The sequence below is a fragment of the Paenibacillus sp. FW104-T2 genome, from assembly GCF_058789975.1.
Map to the genome: position 1 here is coordinate 130,881 of NZ_JBYTCE010000002.1, position 18,436 is coordinate 149,316.

Annotated in this window: 16 protein-coding genes; 13 read left to right on the plus strand and 3 right to left on the minus strand. The window is 44.9% G+C overall.

All coding sequences use genetic code 11. From position 1 onward, the window contains the following. Positions 1 to 41 precede the first annotated feature (41 nt). Both AC3WQ3_RS03350 and AC3WQ3_RS03355 read left to right on the plus strand, forming a co-directional pair. Positions 42 to 1,103, plus strand: a complete 1,062-nt coding sequence (locus AC3WQ3_RS03350) for an LCP family protein (RefSeq protein WP_492471457.1) — start codon at positions 42 to 44, stop codon at positions 1,101 to 1,103. A 93-nt stretch (positions 1,104 to 1,196) separates the two neighbouring features. Beyond that, positions 1,197 to 1,649 carry a pyridoxamine 5'-phosphate oxidase family protein gene (locus AC3WQ3_RS03355; RefSeq protein WP_095289932.1) on the plus strand — a complete coding sequence of 151 codons (453 nt, stop codon included), beginning with the start codon at positions 1,197 to 1,199 and terminating at the stop codon, positions 1,647 to 1,649. 7 nt (positions 1,650 to 1,656) lie between these two features. On the opposite strand, the gene AC3WQ3_RS03360 is transcribed toward AC3WQ3_RS03355, so the two are convergent. Further along, a complete protein-coding gene (locus tag AC3WQ3_RS03360) occupies positions 1,657 to 2,352 on the minus strand; it encodes a YhcN/YlaJ family sporulation lipoprotein (RefSeq protein ID WP_336780561.1) in 696 nt (231 codons plus the stop codon). Positions 2,353 to 2,591: 239 nt separating this feature from the next. On the opposite strand from AC3WQ3_RS03360, the gene AC3WQ3_RS03365 reads away from it, so the two are divergent. Together AC3WQ3_RS03365 and AC3WQ3_RS03370 are read left to right on the plus strand one after the other, a co-directional pair. Then, positions 2,592 to 3,926 carry a PhoH family protein gene (locus AC3WQ3_RS03365; protein ID WP_095289936.1) on the plus strand — a complete coding sequence of 445 codons (1,335 nt, stop codon included), beginning with the start codon at positions 2,592 to 2,594 and terminating at the stop codon, positions 3,924 to 3,926. A 224-nt stretch (positions 3,927 to 4,150) separates the two neighbouring features. Beyond that, positions 4,151 to 5,431, plus strand: a complete 1,281-nt coding sequence (locus AC3WQ3_RS03370) for an extracellular solute-binding protein (RefSeq protein WP_492471458.1) — start codon at positions 4,151 to 4,153, stop codon at positions 5,429 to 5,431. On the opposite strand, the gene AC3WQ3_RS03375 is transcribed toward AC3WQ3_RS03370, so the two are convergent. Together AC3WQ3_RS03375 and AC3WQ3_RS03380 are read right to left on the minus strand one after the other, a co-directional pair. Next, positions 5,423 to 6,502: a coiled-coil domain-containing protein gene (locus AC3WQ3_RS03375; protein WP_492471459.1), complete on the minus strand. Its 1,080-nt coding sequence runs from the start codon at positions 6,500 to 6,502 to the stop codon at positions 5,423 to 5,425. The two genes, AC3WQ3_RS03370 and AC3WQ3_RS03375, sit on opposite strands and share 9 nt — an antisense overlap. 196 nt (positions 6,503 to 6,698) lie before the next feature. Further along, positions 6,699 to 6,935, minus strand: coding sequence for a DUF2626 domain-containing protein (locus AC3WQ3_RS03380; RefSeq protein ID WP_095289941.1), 237 nt, complete (start codon positions 6,933 to 6,935; stop codon positions 6,699 to 6,701). 313 nt (positions 6,936 to 7,248) lie between these two features. Between AC3WQ3_RS03380 and AC3WQ3_RS03385 the strand changes: the two genes are divergently transcribed. The 9 genes from AC3WQ3_RS03385 (at position 7,249) to AC3WQ3_RS03425 (ending at position 18,178) form a co-directional block, all read left to right on the plus strand. Next, complete coding sequence (locus AC3WQ3_RS03385; protein ID WP_095359469.1) at positions 7,249 to 7,899, plus strand: RsfA family transcriptional regulator; 651 nt, start codon at positions 7,249 to 7,251, stop codon at positions 7,897 to 7,899. Between the two features lie 142 nt (positions 7,900 to 8,041). Next, a complete protein-coding gene (locus tag AC3WQ3_RS03390) occupies positions 8,042 to 9,004 on the plus strand; it encodes a 2-dehydropantoate 2-reductase (protein WP_154895140.1) in 963 nt (320 codons plus the stop codon). Continuing rightward, positions 9,004 to 9,378: a DUF3397 domain-containing protein gene (locus AC3WQ3_RS03395; protein WP_154895142.1), complete on the plus strand. Its 375-nt coding sequence runs from the start codon at positions 9,004 to 9,006 to the stop codon at positions 9,376 to 9,378. The genes AC3WQ3_RS03390 and AC3WQ3_RS03395 overlap by 1 nt, the downstream gene beginning before the upstream one ends. Positions 9,379 to 9,529: 151 nt before the next feature. Continuing rightward, positions 9,530 to 11,230 (plus strand): peptide ABC transporter substrate-binding protein, encoded by a 1,701-nt coding sequence (locus AC3WQ3_RS03400; RefSeq protein ID WP_154895143.1) that lies wholly within the window; start codon positions 9,530 to 9,532, stop codon positions 11,228 to 11,230. 189 nt (positions 11,231 to 11,419) lie between these two features. Beyond that, positions 11,420 to 12,352, plus strand: coding sequence for an ABC transporter permease (locus AC3WQ3_RS03405; RefSeq protein ID WP_095289949.1), 933 nt, complete (start codon positions 11,420 to 11,422; stop codon positions 12,350 to 12,352). Positions 12,353 to 12,399: 47 nt separating this feature from the next. Next, positions 12,400 to 13,281: an ABC transporter permease gene (locus tag AC3WQ3_RS03410; RefSeq protein ID WP_371859956.1), complete on the plus strand. Its 882-nt coding sequence runs from the start codon at positions 12,400 to 12,402 to the stop codon at positions 13,279 to 13,281. Between the two features lie 17 nt (positions 13,282 to 13,298). Next, entirely contained in the window at positions 13,299 to 15,068 is a 1,770-nt protein-coding gene (locus tag AC3WQ3_RS03415) for an ABC transporter ATP-binding protein (RefSeq protein WP_095289952.1), read from the plus strand. A 153-nt stretch (positions 15,069 to 15,221) separates the two neighbouring features. Beyond that, positions 15,222 to 16,853, plus strand: a complete 1,632-nt coding sequence (gene bshC / locus AC3WQ3_RS03420; RefSeq protein WP_492471460.1) for a bacillithiol biosynthesis cysteine-adding enzyme BshC — start codon at positions 15,222 to 15,224, stop codon at positions 16,851 to 16,853. A 59-nt stretch (positions 16,854 to 16,912) separates the two neighbouring features. Beyond that, positions 16,913 to 18,178: an adenosylhomocysteinase gene (locus tag AC3WQ3_RS03425; RefSeq protein WP_095289956.1), complete on the plus strand. Its 1,266-nt coding sequence runs from the start codon at positions 16,913 to 16,915 to the stop codon at positions 18,176 to 18,178. Positions 18,179 to 18,436 lie beyond the last annotated feature (258 nt).

Consider the following 18,436-nt stretch of genomic DNA (forward strand, 5'->3'; position numbering starts at 1 on the left):
TTTATTTGGACCAAAACAGATGTGATAAAGGTGTTGAAGATATGAACTCGAATTCGAACGGACTGCCTCCGCGTAGACAGGCACCAGCCAAATCCGGAGCTTCAGGGTCTAACAACAGTAAAGGTAAGCCACCGAAAAAGAAAAAGCGGGTGCGCACATTTGCCAAATTCGTTTTGAGCCTTTTGGTGATTGCCATCATTGTAGGTGGGGGATATCTCTACTGGGTATACAACCAGGTGGCGGACACCGGCATTGATAAACCAGTGCCTCCAGGGATGTCGGCCAAGACTAAGCCCATTACCATGCTGCTGTTGGGTACAGATAACCGTCCTGAAACCGGAACGTATCTGTCCGATGTTGTTATGGTAGCAGCCATGAACCCGGATACCAAAACGGCCACAATTGTTTCCTTGCCGCGTGATACGCGGATAGAACTTGAAGGGTACAAGGCAAATAAACTGAACTCATACTATCCTAAGTTTAAAGCCCAGGAGAAGACCTCCGGTAAGAATGCTGAGGATCAGATGAAAGAAATGATGGGCAAGTATTTTGACGTCGATATCAATTACACAACGGTGCTTAACTTCCAGGCATTCCGCGATGCCGTTGATGCCGTGGGTGGTGTGGATGTGACGGTCGACAAAAATATGTGTTACCGGGATACGGCCGACAATACAGATATTAATCTGATTGCGGGTGATCAGCATCTGGACGGCAAGCAAGCACTCGATTTTGTACGCTACCGCAAATCCAACTGTGATCCCAAAACGGATGAATCCAATGACTTTGACCGTAACAAGCGTCAAAATCAGGTACTGAACTCCATGCTGGATCAGATGAAGTCACTTGGTGGTGTGACGAAGATTAGCAAAGTCATTGGTGCGATTGATGACAATATGACAACCGACGTGGAATCCGAACAGATGAAAAACTTTATTGCTACGTATTGGAACATTTCCAAATCGGATGTGCACTATACGCCTGTAACCGGGGACTGGAGAAGCCCTTATGTTTATGTGAATGAGACGGAGCTGGCCAATGCGAAGCAAGCCTTGCAGGACACGCTCTCAGGCAAAGTAACAGCTACTCCGGCGGCAGAGTAGCTGGGGGATTGGAAGCAAGTTTCCGGGTATGTTATAATTACATCATTCATAGTATCAAGAATTGCATAAAGAAGGTTAGGGAGGGCTGGTTTAATGTCCGAAGCCGTCACACAATTGACTGAATCTCTTTTGCAGCAATTCAAGAACGAAACGTTTGTACTCCTGAATACGGTAGACATTGAATCTGGAGGCCCGACATCCACCGCAATCTCCTGGATCTATGCGGAGAATGCGTCCACGCTTCGGGTCGCTTTGGATCATCGTTCACGTCTTGTGAACAATATGAAACAAAATCCGTTGATTACCGTTACGGTATTTGGAGAAGAAACGGTTTATGCCATCAATGGACGTGCTTCTGTTCGACAGGACCCATTGCAGGATGTACCCTTTAATATGTGCTGTTTCGACATCTCCATTGAAGCGGTCAGAAATGCCCTGTTTTATGGAGCCCAGCTATCTTCTATGCCTCAATATGTCAAAATATACGATCAGCGTGCTGCTGAGAAATTAGATGAGCAGGTTTTTGCTGCCATGAAAAAAGCCTAGTGAGAAATCACTGGGCTTTTTGTTGCTTTTTGTCGGTGGTATGCTGCTGCATTTGCTGCTCTTCAGGAGCCTGCTCATCTGGGTTTTGACGGACCTTGACGTCTTTCGGGAGCTGTGGAATAATTCGTCCCACCATATCAGCGAGTTCAGAAGCAAATCCGGATATGGGGTGTCCTTGGCGGATATGCTCACCAATCTCCCTGATTCGTTCGGTAACATCCGCATCAGCGGTAACAATCGAATCAACACCTTCTGGATCTTTGCGCAAAGCTTCTGCAACAGAATATTTAATTGTTCCTACACGAGCACGTTCCAGTTCGCCATCTACGTCAATGCCAACGACCGCTGTATTTCCGAGAATGACGCAATTGGCGTCTTTGACACCTTCCACTTGCTTGGCAAGTGCCTTGAGATGGGTGATTCGATTTTCATTGGTCATGCGGCCTGTCTGGTTATCATCAGCAACGTTCAGTTCATGAACTTCACCCGTATTCTCATTGAAACGGTCAAGGCGTGAAGGATTCATTCGGTCATCCTCTGTGTAGAGCATATGGGATCCATTTTGTTGATCTTGCCGTGTTGTAACATTCCCTCCGTACCCCCTCGCATGAGTTCCTTGCTGCTCTTGAGAGGCATTGCGTGTAGTGTTGTTGCAGCCTGTAAGTATAAAGATCAGAAGCAGCGTACAAACCCAATATCTCATAAATGTTCATCCTTTCTTGGAGTTTTTCAGAATGTTGCAATTATTTTGTCCGAGACGAATACATTTATGTATGGGAGCATGATTGTCCATGCCGCTGCTGAAAGATCACACGATCACAGATGAACTTGGGAATGGAAAAAAAGGACTGCTTGTGCATGGAAAACCTATGATCTAATCCGGCATTCCCGAGTTCACGTTCCAAACCATGCCTTTAACGACGCCGCTTTGGAGGGGATTGAATGAAAAAGATTTTTGTATTGGATACCAACGTGCTTCTGCATGACCCCAATGCCATTTTTGCCTTTGAGGAACATGAGGTAATCATTCCCGCGGTTGTACTGGAGGAAATTGACTCCAAAAAAAGAAATGCTGATGAGATTGGCCGCAATGCCCGAAATGTTTCGAGATTGCTTGATGGTCTGCGTGAACTGGGTCACCTGCACAGTGGAGTTCCTCTCGCCAATGGAGGTAACCTGAAGGTCGAATTGAATCATCGCAGTTTTGTAAGGGTACAAGAAATGTTCGGTGAAATCACCAATGATAACCGAATCCTGGCGGTTGCGCTAAATTATCAAATTGAAGAAAATGAGAAAGAGGTTGTGGAACGGCAGGTTGTGTTGGTAAGCAAGGATGTACTTGTACGTATCAAAGCAGATGTACTCGGTCTGTTCACTCAAGATTACTTGTCCGATCGGACTGCAGGGCTCAGTGAACTATATCCAGGCTATACAGCCTTGAAAGTTCACCCGTCGGTAATCGATGAGTTTTACACATATCGTTTTCTGCCAATTAAACCATTGCAGTTGTCCTATAAGCTGTATCCTAATGAATTTGTGATTCTTAAGGATGAAATGGGTACCAACAAATCAGCGCTGCTAAAGGTAAACACGGAGGGAACCAAACTTGAGCCGCTGTTCCTAAGCAATGATAACGTATGGGGGATTAGTGCTCGAAATGCTCAGCAGCGTATGGCGCTGGAATTACTTCTGAATGACGATATACCACTCGTGACCATTACGGGCAAAGCAGGCACAGGTAAAACCTTACTGGCTCTCGCTGCAGGTCTTCTTAAGGTGGAGGATGACCATAAATATAAAAAGTTATTGATTGCGAGGCCAGTGGTTCCCATGGGGAAGGATATCGGTTATCTACCAGGGGAAAAGGAAGAGAAGCTGAGACCGTGGATGCAGCCCATATATGATAATCTGGAGTTTTTGTTCGATACAAAAAAGGCTGGAGATATCGATAAAATTTTGATGGGTCTAGGCAGTATACAGGTGGAAGCATTAACGTATATTCGCGGACGCTCCATACCTGGTCAATTTATTATTGTGGATGAAGCCCAGAACCTATCACGTCATGAAGTAAAAACCATCGTTTCGCGTGTAGGTGAAGGCAGTAAAATCATACTGATGGGTGACCCTGAGCAAATCGATCATCCGTATCTGGATTCCGCGAGCAATGGTCTGACCTATGTTGTGGAACGATTCAAACAAGAGGGCATTAGTGGACATATTATGCTTGAAAAAGGGGAGCGTTCCAAACTGGCTCAATTGGCGGCGGATTTGTTATAAGTTTAAGCGGATATATTTCCCGGGAAAATATAGAAAAAGATCGGCTCATTGGAGCCGGTCTTTTTTTTGCTGAAATATTTAAAAAGAGTTATTGCACAGACCTATGTATTCTCTTAGTATGCAAAATCTCAAAAATATGTTTTTTGGCAGGATAGGACAGGAGTACTACTTTTTTGTTACAATAAATTTTACAGGAAAAATATAGGGAGCGAGGAGGAGAGTTAATGAAGCGTAGACATCAGGTTGTTTTATTTGCAGTGCTGCTGCTTTCATTGACGATCCTGTCTCCAAGCTTTGATTTTAGAGGAGTACAACAGAACCAGGATCAAGATCAGGAGAATGATGCCTTTCCCAATACTGTAACCCGTAGTGAGAATCAACAGGCGCCGGTTGAAATTGTCGTTTCGATGTCTGAAAGTGAGTTTCAGGTGTTCTCTGCAATCGCAAAACAAGTTGCTGCCGCGCGGGTGGTGAAAATCAATCTACGGAATCTGGCATCGGATACATATAAGAAGGTACTGGATAACGAGCTTGCTGTAGGGGACAGCGGGGATGTAATCCTGCTTAATAGTGAGGAAATTCAGGGTTACGACAAAAGAGGGCATCTGTACCCTTTAAATGCAACAACATTGTCGAAGGCGCTTGGTGACTCGGTATCTCCATTACGGGAGAAGACAGAGTGGAATGGTTATCAATGGGGAATGCCATTTGATTTCGATCCTTACGTTCTCGCATCACGGTCCAAATCTCTTGCTGATGCAGGATTGGAACGGTTACCACAAAACCTGGATGAGTGGACGAGGGTTATTAATCAAATGGAGAATAAGAGCCAGAAGATACTTGCGATCAACATCGATGATGCTTATGCCGCAGATGCTTGGTTAAATGAGTTTGGGTCTGGAGTCGCTCCGAGTGCGTTAAGAAGGGAAACAGAGTCGCATACAGCTGGAGGATATGAACAGGTGCTGCAGGTACTAAACGGGGTTCAGCCGTATATACATGTTCAAAATACCGACCCGGATTTTGCTGATAAAGACATGCAGGAAGAAGCGTTAATGGTGGTGACACCTTTTTCCCAACTGGTGAACAATGATCTGGCAACTGAAGATCGTCTACCGAATCGGATTATGTTTAAACCCCTTGCACCTGTAACATCCAGAAGTTTCGTAATTACGTCGGGTTCACATGAAGCAGAGCAGGCCAGTCGATGGATTGAGGGCATGACCTCCAATTCCGTGCAATCAGACTGGTACCAGCAAGCTCATCATTTGCCTGGTCAACAGCAGCAATTGAACACAGCGTCCCAAAAGCTTTCAGTCGAAGGGCAAATAATGAGTGGTAATGGTCAGGAATGGTTTTTGTCCAAAACATCTAAAACCCCTGTGATGGATAACCCGGAGCTGGTATTACAATATAATAAGAAAGTTCAACAGTTTCTTCAGGGAGAGATTTCTGCGAATCAGTATGTGAATGACATTTCAAAAATGCAGCAAACATCAAAATGATATGGCGAGTTTAACTTCAAGTACCCCTTTACTTGTCGATACATCTGTAGCTTTCACGAAGGACAGAATTTTCTGCGGGTAGAAACCAAGATCAAATTCCTTTTCAAGCATACGTCTTGTCGTATCAGGTAGTTCCAATTGGTTGAAAACAAGCTTATCTACATGAAAACGGATCGAATTCTGAGGTTCATTTTCTACCGTATAATGACCCTCAATACTGAGCTGTAACTGATCACGCTGTCCGGAGGCTGTAATTCGGTCCTCGTCAAACTGAAAGGCAAAATCCTCGAAGATCGGGTTCTGTTCACGCAGGAATTGATTCAGATCGTCTTGTCCAATCTGAATGGTATAGGCTGTTCCGGTTGTGGAAATTCCGCCATTCTGTTCTTGTATAAACTGAGGGAGATTTTGCATGGCTGTTGCTAGTGCTCTGAAATAACGTTTGACCTCATAAATGCCAACATTTTCCCAATAAATGGTCAATTCCTCCATTAACTTCTGAATGGCTGCCGGGTTCCCACTTGCCGAAACTTGTCCGTCTACTTCCTTCTGCAATGCAACCACACGCTCTCGCTGTCTTACCAAATTAGTCTTTAGTTCGTCCAGCTCAGCCGTGGTCTGACTTATTTTCGTTGAAGTTTCCTGCATGCTGCGATAACGGTCCTGATATTTGCTTAGCACTGCCTGATCTCTGCCAATAATAATTTGGTAGTAGTCAAATAAGATAAACAAGTCTTTGAACGATCTTGCCCCCAGGACCGTCATGAGAAGGCTGTCTCGTTCTCCGGTGTAATACGACCTTACTACAGCGCCTGCCCGATCTTGCTGAATATGTATTTGATCTTCCTGTTCCTGGAGCTGAACATTCAATTCTTCCTGCTGTTGATTGAGTTCCTTCTGCCTTACGGCAATACGTTCAATTTCGTGATCGATTTCCACGATGGACAGACTCTTCTGCAAAATTTCACGTGTTTCCTCAGGTGAAGGTTCACCATAGGCATATGCCGATGTAGGTTGACCAAATAGTAGTGTGCATAGGATTAGGGCACAAATGCTATATCGACGGTTCACCGTATCATTCTCCTTTCCTTCAAGTACAATATTCATTGTACAGGCTTCTGTCTTCCAGACAATATATGAAATGAAATCTTGAAATATCCTTAGTGGTTACATAACTCTCAAAACAACCCATTAATCAGACAGCCATAAAGGAAAAACAAAAAAGCGAAACGGCTTATGGCCGAATCGCTTTGATGCTGTTGGCGGATTAAAGCGGCAACCCCATTTGGAACACAGTCCAGTAGCTGAACCCTGTGAAAGTAACGATCATATAACCCCAGAAGAGCAATATGTACGTTCTTTCGGTGAATTTTAAATACCCCAAAATGACGAAAAACGCAGTCTGCAGGAAAAAAAGCAAAGCCATCTCGACCAAATCTCCCGCAAAAGCCATCAGGCCAATCGTTAGCGTGAAGAACCCGAGTACCCGAAACATGCGTGCCACGGTTAGTCCTCCTCTCTATGTACGATCATAGATTGTCTACACAACATTATACCGGGAAAGGAAAAAGGTGTAAACAGAATTGGATATGAAAGCGAATTCTTTTTTATCGAATCCGTGAGCAAATAGGTCACCTTTTCCATATGTAAGGTATGAGTGCTCGCAAATATGGATATACATTTTAGTATGAAATCAATTCTATGAACTCTATGAGAGGCATAAGAATGAATGAAGCAGCTTTTATACCTAATTCACAAACCGGGAAACCGGTAATGAGGACGGTTATTTTAGGATGTTGTTAGGAGGGTATTATAGCATGACTGCAGTGAGACAGGATGCTTGGAGTACAGAGGACGATTTGATCTTGGCTGAGGTGACTTTGCGGCATATTCGGGAAGGCAGCACACAACTCGCGGCCTTCGAGGAAGTGGGCGAAAAAATAGGCAGAACATCTGCCGCTTGCGGTTTTCGCTGGAACAGCTGTGTGCGTAAAAAGTATGAGTCTGCCATCAGCAATGCGAAGGCACAGCGTCAAAAGAGAAGTTATCTCCGAAAACAGCCAGCTTTGCTTGGACCACAGGTTGCAGCTCTATCTACGCTTGATACGGAAGAAAACCTGTACAAGGCCGATGGAGTTTCAGAAGACTCCTTATCCATTGATGCAGTAATTCGCTTTTTGCGCCAGTGGAAAGGTAATGTTCAGGAAAATGGGCGTCAACTCAAAATGCTCGAAAAGGAACTTCGCGAAAAAGAAGATGAACTCCATGAGCTTCGTTGTGAGAATGACCGTTTATCCAAACAAGTGAATGAAGTACAAACCGATTACCGTGTCGTAAATGATGATTACAAGGCATTGATTCAGATCATGGATCGTGCACGCAGGCTTGCTTTTCTGGCTGAAGAAGATGAGGAACTAAAAACTCGTTTCAAAATGGATGCCAACGGCAATCTGGAACGAATTGAATAACGGATCAAGTTGTAAGAATGACGATATTTGATCAGGCCCGTCACATCTCCGTTACAAACGGCAGGTAAGACGGGTTTTTTGTTTGAATTATTTGTTCTATTATATATAGATGTAATTATTGAGAGTGGAAGAGGGATGTCTCATGGTGATCGACATTGTAGGAGCTGGCTCACTTGGTCTTTTATATGGAGGAAAGCTTCAGGCTGGAGGTTATTCTGTGCGGTTTTGGACAAGGACGCCTGAACAAGCGGAAGAACTGCGTGTACGCGGACTAACGATTACAGAGCAAGGGAAGAAGACTAAATTGCTTCCTCAACATATTCAGGCCTATCCAATAACCGAATGGTCTGCTCACTGGCATGATCAACCTAGTGATTGGCTTCTCCTCATGGTTAAGCAGACAAGTATAGATGATGTTATTCATATCATGGAGACGATGAAAGATTATAACATTAACATTGTCTGCTTCCAGAACGGGATGGGTCATATAGAGAAGATACAAGCTGCCCTGCCGCTGTCCAGCATATACCGGGCAGTAACTACAGAAGGTGCCAAGAGGGTGCAGTACGGGGTCATACGGGCTGGTGAGGGACAAACCTGGTTTGGTAGAGATGTACATACGAAAGAAATAGAGAAAGACACCTCAAAGAATCTGGAAGAAGTTCGGTTGGAGGCACTATTGCGGCAGGCAGGATTTAACTGTACAGCGTCGAATCAAATCGATAAGCTGATATACAGGAAGCTTCTGATCAATGCTGTCATTAATCCACTCACCGCGATATGGAGAATACCCAATGGAGAATTGCTTCAGAATGATTATCGCTTAAGGGTCATGCGTCGTTTATATGATGAAGCTTTAGCCATTTACAAGGCGAGCGATATTATGGTGGGTACCGACATGTGGGAGGAAATTCTATCCGTTTGTCGATCGACGGCTTCGAATACATCCTCGATGCTCGCAGATGTTATGCAAGGACGGCGCACCGAAGTAGAATCCATCAGTGGGCAAATGGTACAACTGGCGCATCGGTGTAGGTTGACTGCTCCACAGCATGAATTAATGCTTCATCTGATCGAAGGAATTAGGCCGGAAGGAGTGAGTTAATGGGTTTTTTTATTGTGCTGAGCATACTACCGTTTTTTCCGTTTCTTATTGTGTACTGGGTCATGTATGGGTGGAAAAAGGATAAACGAGCTTCACTTCGCACCGCAATGGATGTCACCACGGTTTTTCTGATTTTCTCGGTTTCGGCGTTATTCAACTTAACATTTGATTCGAATTTTGGATTTTATTTAACCATGATACTCATACTAATTGCACTTGGATTGATTGGAGGGGCTCAAAATAGGTTGAAAGGAAAGGTCGATGGGGGTCGAATGTTCCGGGCCGTTTGGCGCATGGCCTTTGTAATGATGAGTTTTGGGTATGTCTTGTTTACTATATTTGGCTTATTTAGATACTTAATGAAACAGATGTAAGGTTACATAACGCAAAACGGCCAAAAAATGTGTCGATTTTGTCGAAAACTGAAAAAAACATTACTTTCTGAAAAAGTAATGTAGATTTTTTTGACCGGTGGTTGTATAATCTATAAACATAAACCACATCAATTTAGGGGGAAAGTGTTAGATGAAAAGGAAAAGTCTATTAGTCCTTTTGACGCTGATTCTGGCGTTCGGTACCGTACTTGCAGCGTGCGGATCGAAAAATGAAGGCACAACAAGTAACACGGGAACTGGCTCTGCAGGCGAGGAAAGCGGTCTCGCAAAAGATCAAGTGCTGAAAATTAACCTGACAGCTGAACCTCCTACGTTGGACCCGGCTCAGGCAAAAGACAGCCAAACCAACACTGTTCTGAAATTCTTGTATGAAGGTCTTGTACGCATCGATGCTGATGGTAAAGAAGCACCAGGCGTTGCAAAAGACTGGACAATTTCCGAAGATGGTTTGAAATATGTGTTCAACCTGAATCCGGATGCGAAATGGAGCAACGGTGATGCAATCACTGCTGAAGACTTCGTTCGTTCTTGGGAACGTGCATTGAAACCGGAAACGGCTTCCCCGTACGCATACCAATTGTACTACATCAAAGGCGCTGAAGGTTACAACCTCAGCAAAGACGAAACATACAAAGGTACTAAAATCACAGATTTCTCCCAAGTGGGTGTAAAAGCTACTGATGAGCACACACTCGAAGTAACGTTGGAAAACCCAACACCTTACTTCTTGGGTCTGACAGCATTCTACACGTACTACCCAGTACACCAATCTGCTGACACAAACGATAAATTCTTCACAGACTACAAAAACATGATCGTTAACGGACCATTTGTAATGGATCAATACGCTAAAGGTCAAAAAATCGTAGTTAAGAAAAACGAAGGCTACCACGCAGCTTCTGACATCAAATTGTCTGAAATCAATATGTCCCTGACAAGCAGCAGTGCTTCCGAGCTGCAAGCTTATAAGTCCGGACAACTGGATTACACTGGTGCACCTAACGGTGAAATTCCAACCGACCAAATTCCTTCTGTAAAAGCAGAATTGCCGGATGAATTCAAAGCGACTGGTATTGCAAGTACGTACTACTACCAGTTCAACGTTAATGAAGCTCCATTTAACAATGCTAAAATCCGTAAAGCTTTCGCAATGTCGATCGAGCGTCAATTGATCGTTGACAAAGTTACACAAGGTGGACAAGTTCCAGCTTACGGCTTTGTACCTCCAGGTATCCGCGGTGAAAACGGCGAATTCCGTGATGAGCACAAAGACGACTACTTCACTGAAAATGTTGAAGAAGCTAAAAAATTGCTTGCTGAAGGTATGAAAGAAGAAGGCTACACAACTTTGCCAGCTGTTACATTGATCTACAACACTAGTGATGCTCACGCGAAAATCGCGCTTGCTGTTGCTGACATGTGGAAGAAAAACCTTGGTGTTGACGTGAAAACGGAAAACCAAGAGTGGGGCGTATTCCTTGAGAACCGTCAAAACCAAAACTTCCAAGTAGCTCGTGCAGGCTGGTCTGCAGACTACAACGATCCGTACAACTTCTTGGAAATGTGGACTACTGGAAACACAAACAATGATTCCAAATTCAGCAACGAACAGTACGACAAAGATGTTAAAGACACTGTAAAATCTGCTGATCCAGCTGCACGTATGGCTGCATTTGCTGATGCTGAGAAAATCCTGATTCAAGATGAAATGGGCGTAATGCCGATTTACTACTACACTAACGTATCTTTGACTAAGCCTTACCTGAAAGGCGTACAACTTGATTTCAGTGGAGCAATTGACTTCACTCGTGCATATCTGGAAGAGAAATAAGTTGTTCTGAAGTCTATATGATTACTTCGGGATATATATGTGGAATTCCATATATATCCCGATTTTTTTGTATGTGCACCGATTTTCCTTATAATTCTTGAAATTTCCGATAAATGGATTGGACTTTATTCATGTCTAATTCTACAATCGATTTGTATACAAAATATTGTTTTTGGAGGTGTGCAAGGGTTGGTTAAGTACGTGCTGAAAAAATTGCTATTTATGCTGCTATCGCTTTTCATACTCGCATCAGCAACCTTCTTCCTGATGAAGGCCATTCCGGGTGACCCTTTTACATCCGAGAAAAAAGTATCGCCTGAAATTCGGGCACTACTGGAAGAGAAGTATGGGCTGGACAAACCGATGTATGAACAATACCTGAAGTATATGGGTGGAATTCTCAAAGGTGATTTTGGTGTTTCGATGAAATATCTGAATCAAGAAGTAACCGACATGATCACTCAAACGTTTACAGCATCTCTGAAACTGGGGATCTTCGCTATTGTGATCTCTGTCGTTGTTGGGGTTTTGCTAGGACTTATCGCTGCGGTTTACCATCGTAAGCTGATAGATGATGTCACGATGATCCTCGCGGTAATTGGTATCGCGGTACCGAGCTTCTTGCTCGCATCCCTGCTTCAATACGTTTTCGCCTTCAAACTGGGTTGGTTTAACGTTATGGGATTCGACGGACCGCTTGACTATGTACTTCCGGTTGCGGCATTGTCTGCATCCCCGATTGCCTTTATCGCACGTTTGACGCGTTCCAGCATGCTCGAAGTACTGCACGCGGATTACATCAAGACAGCAAAAGCCAAAGGTCTGAAATGGCCTGCAATCATGTTTAAACACGTTATTCGTAACGGTATTCTTCCCGTTGTAACTTATGTAGGTCCGATGACAGCTAACATCATCACGGGTTCCGTCGTTATTGAGCAAATCTTTAACATCGGGGGAATTGGTAAAGTATTCGTAGAGAGTATTACGAACCGGGATTATACAATGATCATGGGGATTACGATTTTCTATGGTATCCTCCTGATGTTGGCACGTTTCCTTACAGATATCGCATATGTGCTGATTGATCCTAGAATTAAGCTGGAAAGCCGGAAGGGGGCATAACGTTGTCTGGCACGAACAATAACAATAAAGAAACGGCGAACACTGCCCTGGATAGTCAGGCAGCGGTGAAATCGCAAGAAAGTGTATCGTTATGGAAAGACGCCATGTACAGACTTGCAACCAACAAGGCCGCGATGATCAGTTTGGGCATTCTGGTTCTTGTTGTCATTTTCTCTTTGATTGGTCCAACTTCGTTATTCACAAGTTATAATTATTATTCTAATGATTTGCTTAATGCCAATGCAGCGCCAAGTGCGGAGCACTGGTTCGGAACGGACGAGCTCGGTCGTGACGTATGGGTAAGAACCTGGGTAGGTGCACGTGTATCCCTTACAGTAGGTCTGGCCGCTGCCTTGATTGACCTTGTCATCGGGGTAATCTACGGAGCGATTATGGGCTTCTACGGTGGACGTGTTGATGGTATCATGAACAAGTTCTCCGAGATTCTCTATTCCCTGCCTTACATGCTCGTTGTAATCTTGTTGCTCGTTGTTTTGGAACCAAGTCTTACGACAATCATCATTGCCCTTACGATCACAGGCTGGATCAGCATGTCCTGGATTGTACGTGGTGAGATTATGCAATTGAAAAACAGAGACTTTATTCTTGCAGCGCGGTCCATGGGCGCAAGCACAGGACGTCAATTGTTCCGCCACTTGCTGCCGAATGCAGTAGGACCAATTCTCGTAACGCTGACTCTATCTATTCCAAATGCCATCTTTGCTGAAGCGTTCTTGAGCTTCCTCGGATTGGGTGTATCTGCACCGAAATCTTCCCTGGGTTCGATGATCAATGACGCATTGACAGGCTGGACGCTGTATCCTTGGCGGATGTGGTTCCCTGCAGGTCTGATGGTACTTACAATGCTTGCATTTAACTTGCTCGGAGACGGTCTGCGTGACGCACTCGATCCGAAATTACGTAAATAGAAATAGGAGGTGGGATTATGGAGCCAATCTTAACAGTCAAAGACCTAAGCGTGTCATTTACAACACGTTCTGGTGAATTTGATGCCGTTAAAAATGTGAGTTTTGAACTTGGCAAAGGAGAGACGCTGGGGATTGTTGGTGAATCCGGTAGTGGTAAGAGTGTTACCGCCCAAACCATCATGAAGTTGATTCCCTCCCCGCCTTCGAAGGTCAAAAGTGGAGAGATTACTTTTCACGGGCAGAGCCTGCTTGGAAAAACAGATAAACAAATGGAAGCTATTCGCGGTAAAGATATCGGGATGATCTTCCAGGATCCAATGACTTCATTGAATCCTACAATTAAAGTCGGTAAACAAATTACCGAAGTGCTTCGCAAACACCAAAACATGTCCAAAAAAGAAGCGGAGAAACGCGCTCTGGAAATGTTGGAGCTCGTGGGTATCAAAAATGCGGCAATCCGCATGAATCACTATCCACACCAATTTTCCGGTGGTATGCGTCAGCGTGCAATGATCGCTATTGCCCTGGCATGCCGTCCATCCCTTCTGATTGCGGATGAGCCGACAACTGCACTCGACGTAACGATTCAGGCACAAATCCTGGACGTTATGAAGGATATGCAGCAAAAGCTGGGAACTTCCATCATGCTTATTACCCATGACCTTGGTGTTGTAGCCGGTATGTGTGATCGGGTTGTCGTTATGAAGGAAGGCGAAGTTGTGGAAACGGGAACGACAGCTGAAATTTTCAGCAATCCTAAGCATCCATATACGATCAAATTGTTGAACGCCTTGCCTCGTTTGGACGAGCCTAAGAAAGAAAAACCGACTCCAGTTGGTATTATCAAAGGTGCCAACAAGCCGCTAGTTGAAGTAAAGAACTTGAAACAGTACTTCAATTTGGGTAAAGGAAACATTCTCAAAGCGGTTAATGATGTCAGCTTTGATATTTTTGAAGGCGAAACCCTAGGGGTTGTAGGTGAATCCGGATGTGGTAAATCCACAACTGGACGCACGATTCTTCGTCTTTATGAGCCAACGGGCGGAAATGTGAACTTTAACGGAACGGATATCTATAAGCTGTCTCCACGCAAAATGAAAGAAATGCGTAAAGACATGCAGATGATCTTCCAGGATCCATATGCATCACTGAATCCACGTTTCAACGTTATGGATATTATCGGAGAATCACTGGATATCCATGGGCTGGCTTCCAGCGGTAAAGAGCGGAAGAAACGTGTAGAGGAGTTGCTGGATCTCGTAGGCTTGAATCCAAGCCACGCGCTTCGTTATCCGCATGAATTCTCCGGTGGTCAAAGACAACGTATCGGTATTGCCCGTGCGCTTGCAGTGGATCCTAAATTCATCATCTGTGACGAGCCATTGTCAGCACTTGATGTATCCATCCAAGCTCAAGTGGTTAAGTTGCTCGAAGAGCTTCAACAGCGTCTTGGTCTGACTTACCTCTTCATTGCGCATGACTTGTCGATGGTTAAGCATATCAGTGACCGCGTTGCTGTTATGTATATGGGTAAAGTGGTTGAGCTGGCAGAGAGTGAAGAGCTTTACTCTAACCCTGTTCACCCTTACACCAAAACATTGCTATCTGCTATTCCTGTACCTGATCCGGAAGTGGAAGCAAACAAACGCCGCATTTTGCTGCCGGACGAACAGTCTGGACCAATCCAAAATGGAGCAACTGGTCCTGTAAACGATCCGTATAACCTGGAGAATGCTCAATTGATTGAAATTTCCAAAGGTCACTGGGTTTCCGAACCATACGTTTAAGGAATTATATTCCGTTTGGACTTATTGATGTTATTAAACCGCCGGCTTGTTCGGCGGTTTTTTGATTTTTTAGGCGACTTTCTTTTGACGAAGTGGCCTGTAGTTCGGTACAATCAAGAAAGGCTCTTTGAAGCAGAATAGGAGGCAGACCTCATGAAAGGTATTACCGAGGCACTCCGCAGCGGAACACAACTTGCAGAAGATTATATCTGCTCACGTGATGCTGCGCGGGGCCTTTATGAGTATGACATACACTGGGAGTCCGGACTTCACGCGCGTGCCGAGTGGCTGGATCAATCGGAGAACACACGTGTGGATCGCGAGAACCTGGTAGAGTATTTACGTATATATAACAAACGTTTGAATGATCACGAAGCTGTACATCATTCTATTGCACGTTTGGCCGAGAAAGGTACGTTTGTAGTTACTGGTGGGCAGCAGAGCGGCTTGTTGACAGGGCCGTTATTTGTCATCTACAAAGCTGCGAGTGTCGTTGCAGCTGCCCGTGAAGCTGAAGCCAAGCTCCAGCGTCCGGTCGTTCCCGTATTTTGGATCGCTGGTGAAGACCATGACTGGGACGAAGTGAATCACACATATTTGCCCGGTCACAAGGGCGAAATGACCAAGGTCAAGCTGCATGGGCGGTTCGATGGCCGAAATTCGGTGAGCGGGGTCACGATTGAGACGGAACAATGGATGAACGTAATCGAGCAGGTGGAGCATCTTCTGCCGGATACTGTACATAAACCAGGATTAATGGAGATGCTCGTCTCGATCCATCAGTCCAGCTCGAATCTTAGTGATGCCTTTGCGAGAATGGTGTCGGCATTGTTTGGCAGTACTGGACTGGTCCTAATGGATGCTGCGGATTCCGGATTAAGAGAACTGGAACGCCCTGTATTCGAACGATTGATTCGCGAGAATGGTACATTGCGTGAAGCTTATTTGCAGGGTGCTTCGAAGGTACAGGAAGCGGGCTATCCAATGCCGGCAGAAGTCGCTGAAGACGGAGCAAATTTGTTTTATATCCATGATGAAACCCGGTTGCTCCTGTTCCTGAAGGATGGTTTGTACACGGATCGAAAAGGGCTAGTGTCGTTTACAGAAGAACGATTGCTTCAGGAGCTGAGGGAACATCCCGAGCGATTCAGTAATAATGTACTCACCCGCCCGTTAATGCAGGATTCCGTGCTGCCTGTAGCTGCGGTGATATTGGGACAAGGTGAGATTGCATACTGGGGACTGACCAGAACCGCATTCCGCCAGTTCGATCTGCAAATGCCCATCTTGCTGCCGAGGTTGTCCTTCACCATTTTGGAGGATGTCCATCACAAGCACATGAATCAGTACCAGCTCTCTTTCCAAGATGTGCAATATCATATGGAAGAAAAAAGAGAGAAGTGGCTCGCAGGACAGGAAACGTTCCAGGTCGAGGAGCAATTTGAGCAAGTCCAGCAATCCTTTGCTGAGCTTTATCGTCCATTGCTTGATCAACTTGCGCAAATTCACGCTGGACTGGATCGGATCGGTGATACGAATCTGAAAAAGATTAACGAACAGATGCAATATCTGCAAAAGCAAACACAGAAGGCGATCGCGGATAAACATGAGGTTGGCCTCAGACATTGGAACGGCATACAGAACTCGCTCTTTCCTATGAACAAACCACAGGAACGAGTGCACAATGCGCTCTACTACTTGAACCGTTATGGAACCAAGTGGATTCAGGAGCTCATTGAGAGCGGACGTGAATTCCGGGGTCAACATCAAGTGATTGAACTGTAACTGTGTGGTTCAGCAGACCTTTATAATAGAAGAAACACAGATAAACGAGGAGGATGGGCATGACTACACCTGCACTGCAAAACAGTATTGTTAAAGATATGGGACTCGCTTCAGAAGGACACTTGAAAATTGACTGGGTTGAAGCGCATATGCCTGTATTGAACCGCATTCGTCGCCAATTTGAGCAGGATCTTCCTTTCAAAGGATTAAAGGTTGCCATTTGCCTTCACCTTGAAGCCAAAACAGCTTACCTGGCAAAAGTCATTCAGGCTGGCGGCGCAGAAGTGACCATTACACACAGTAACCCGCTGTCAACTCAGGATGATGTATGTGCGGCTCTTGTAGAAGATGGTGTTACAGTGTATGCCAAATACAATCCGGGGCCAGAAGAGTTCAAGCAGCTCCAGCTTCGTGCATTGGAAGTTAAACCCGACCTGATTATTGATGACGGCGGCGACTTTGCAACCATTATCGCTTCCGAACGTCCTGACCTTGCGGCAACGATTCGTGGGGGCGCAGAGGAAACGACAACCGGTATTATCCGTCTGAAAGCTTTGGCGAAAGAAGGACAACTGCAGTTCCCGATGGTTGCGGTTAATGACGCTTATTGCAAATACCTGTTCGACAATCGTTATGGCACAGGCCAATCAGCCTTTGATGGCATTATCCGAACAACCAACCTGGTGGTAGCTGGGAAAAATGTGGTTGTAGCAGGATACGGCTGGTGTGGTAAAGGTGTGGCGATGCGTGCCAAAGGTCTGGGCGCCAATGTCATTGTAACTGAAATCGATCCAATCAAAGCGGTTGAAGCGCATATGGACGGTTTCCGAGTCATGACGATGGTGGAAGCAGCCAAATTGGGCGATTTCTTCATCGCTGTTACCGGCAACAAAGATGTGATCACAGGGGAACATTATGACGTGATGAAAGACGGAGCAATTTTGAGCAATGCAGGGCATTTCGATGTGGAAGTGAATAAACCTGAGCTTGCCAAACGTTCAGAGTCCATCCGCACTGTGCGTCGCAATATTGAAGAGTATCGTTTCAAAGATGGACGTAAAATGTACCTTCTTGCAGAAGGCCGTCTCGTGAATCTGGGTGCAGCTGATGGCCACCCTGCTGAGATTATGGACACGACGTTTGCATTGCAGGCTTTGGGATTGCGTTATGTTAGCGAGAATTACGCTGCATTGGGTAAAACTGTTGTTAACGTACCTTATGAAATTGACCAGCAAGTTGCCAGCTACAAACTGGAAAGCTTGAATATCTCTATTGATTCGTTGTCAGCAGAACAGGAGAAATATTTGGATAGCTGGAAGTTTTAAGGAAACCCAATAATTACAAGCTGATGAACTGATTCAAAGGGTTTAGAATAGTGTATTGATGATATGGCTCATTAGCGATTGTAAGTAGAATAACCGGTACCGGGGAAACGCCTTTGATCCTGAGCAAGAGGATCAAAGGCGTTTTTCTTATGAAGCAAATTGAAAAAAATGAAGTAAGCAAGAAGGGTTTTGATTTTTTAGTGCGAATCTATTATGCTTAGGTGGTGGAAAGTGGGGCAAAGTGGGAGAAACGGGTGA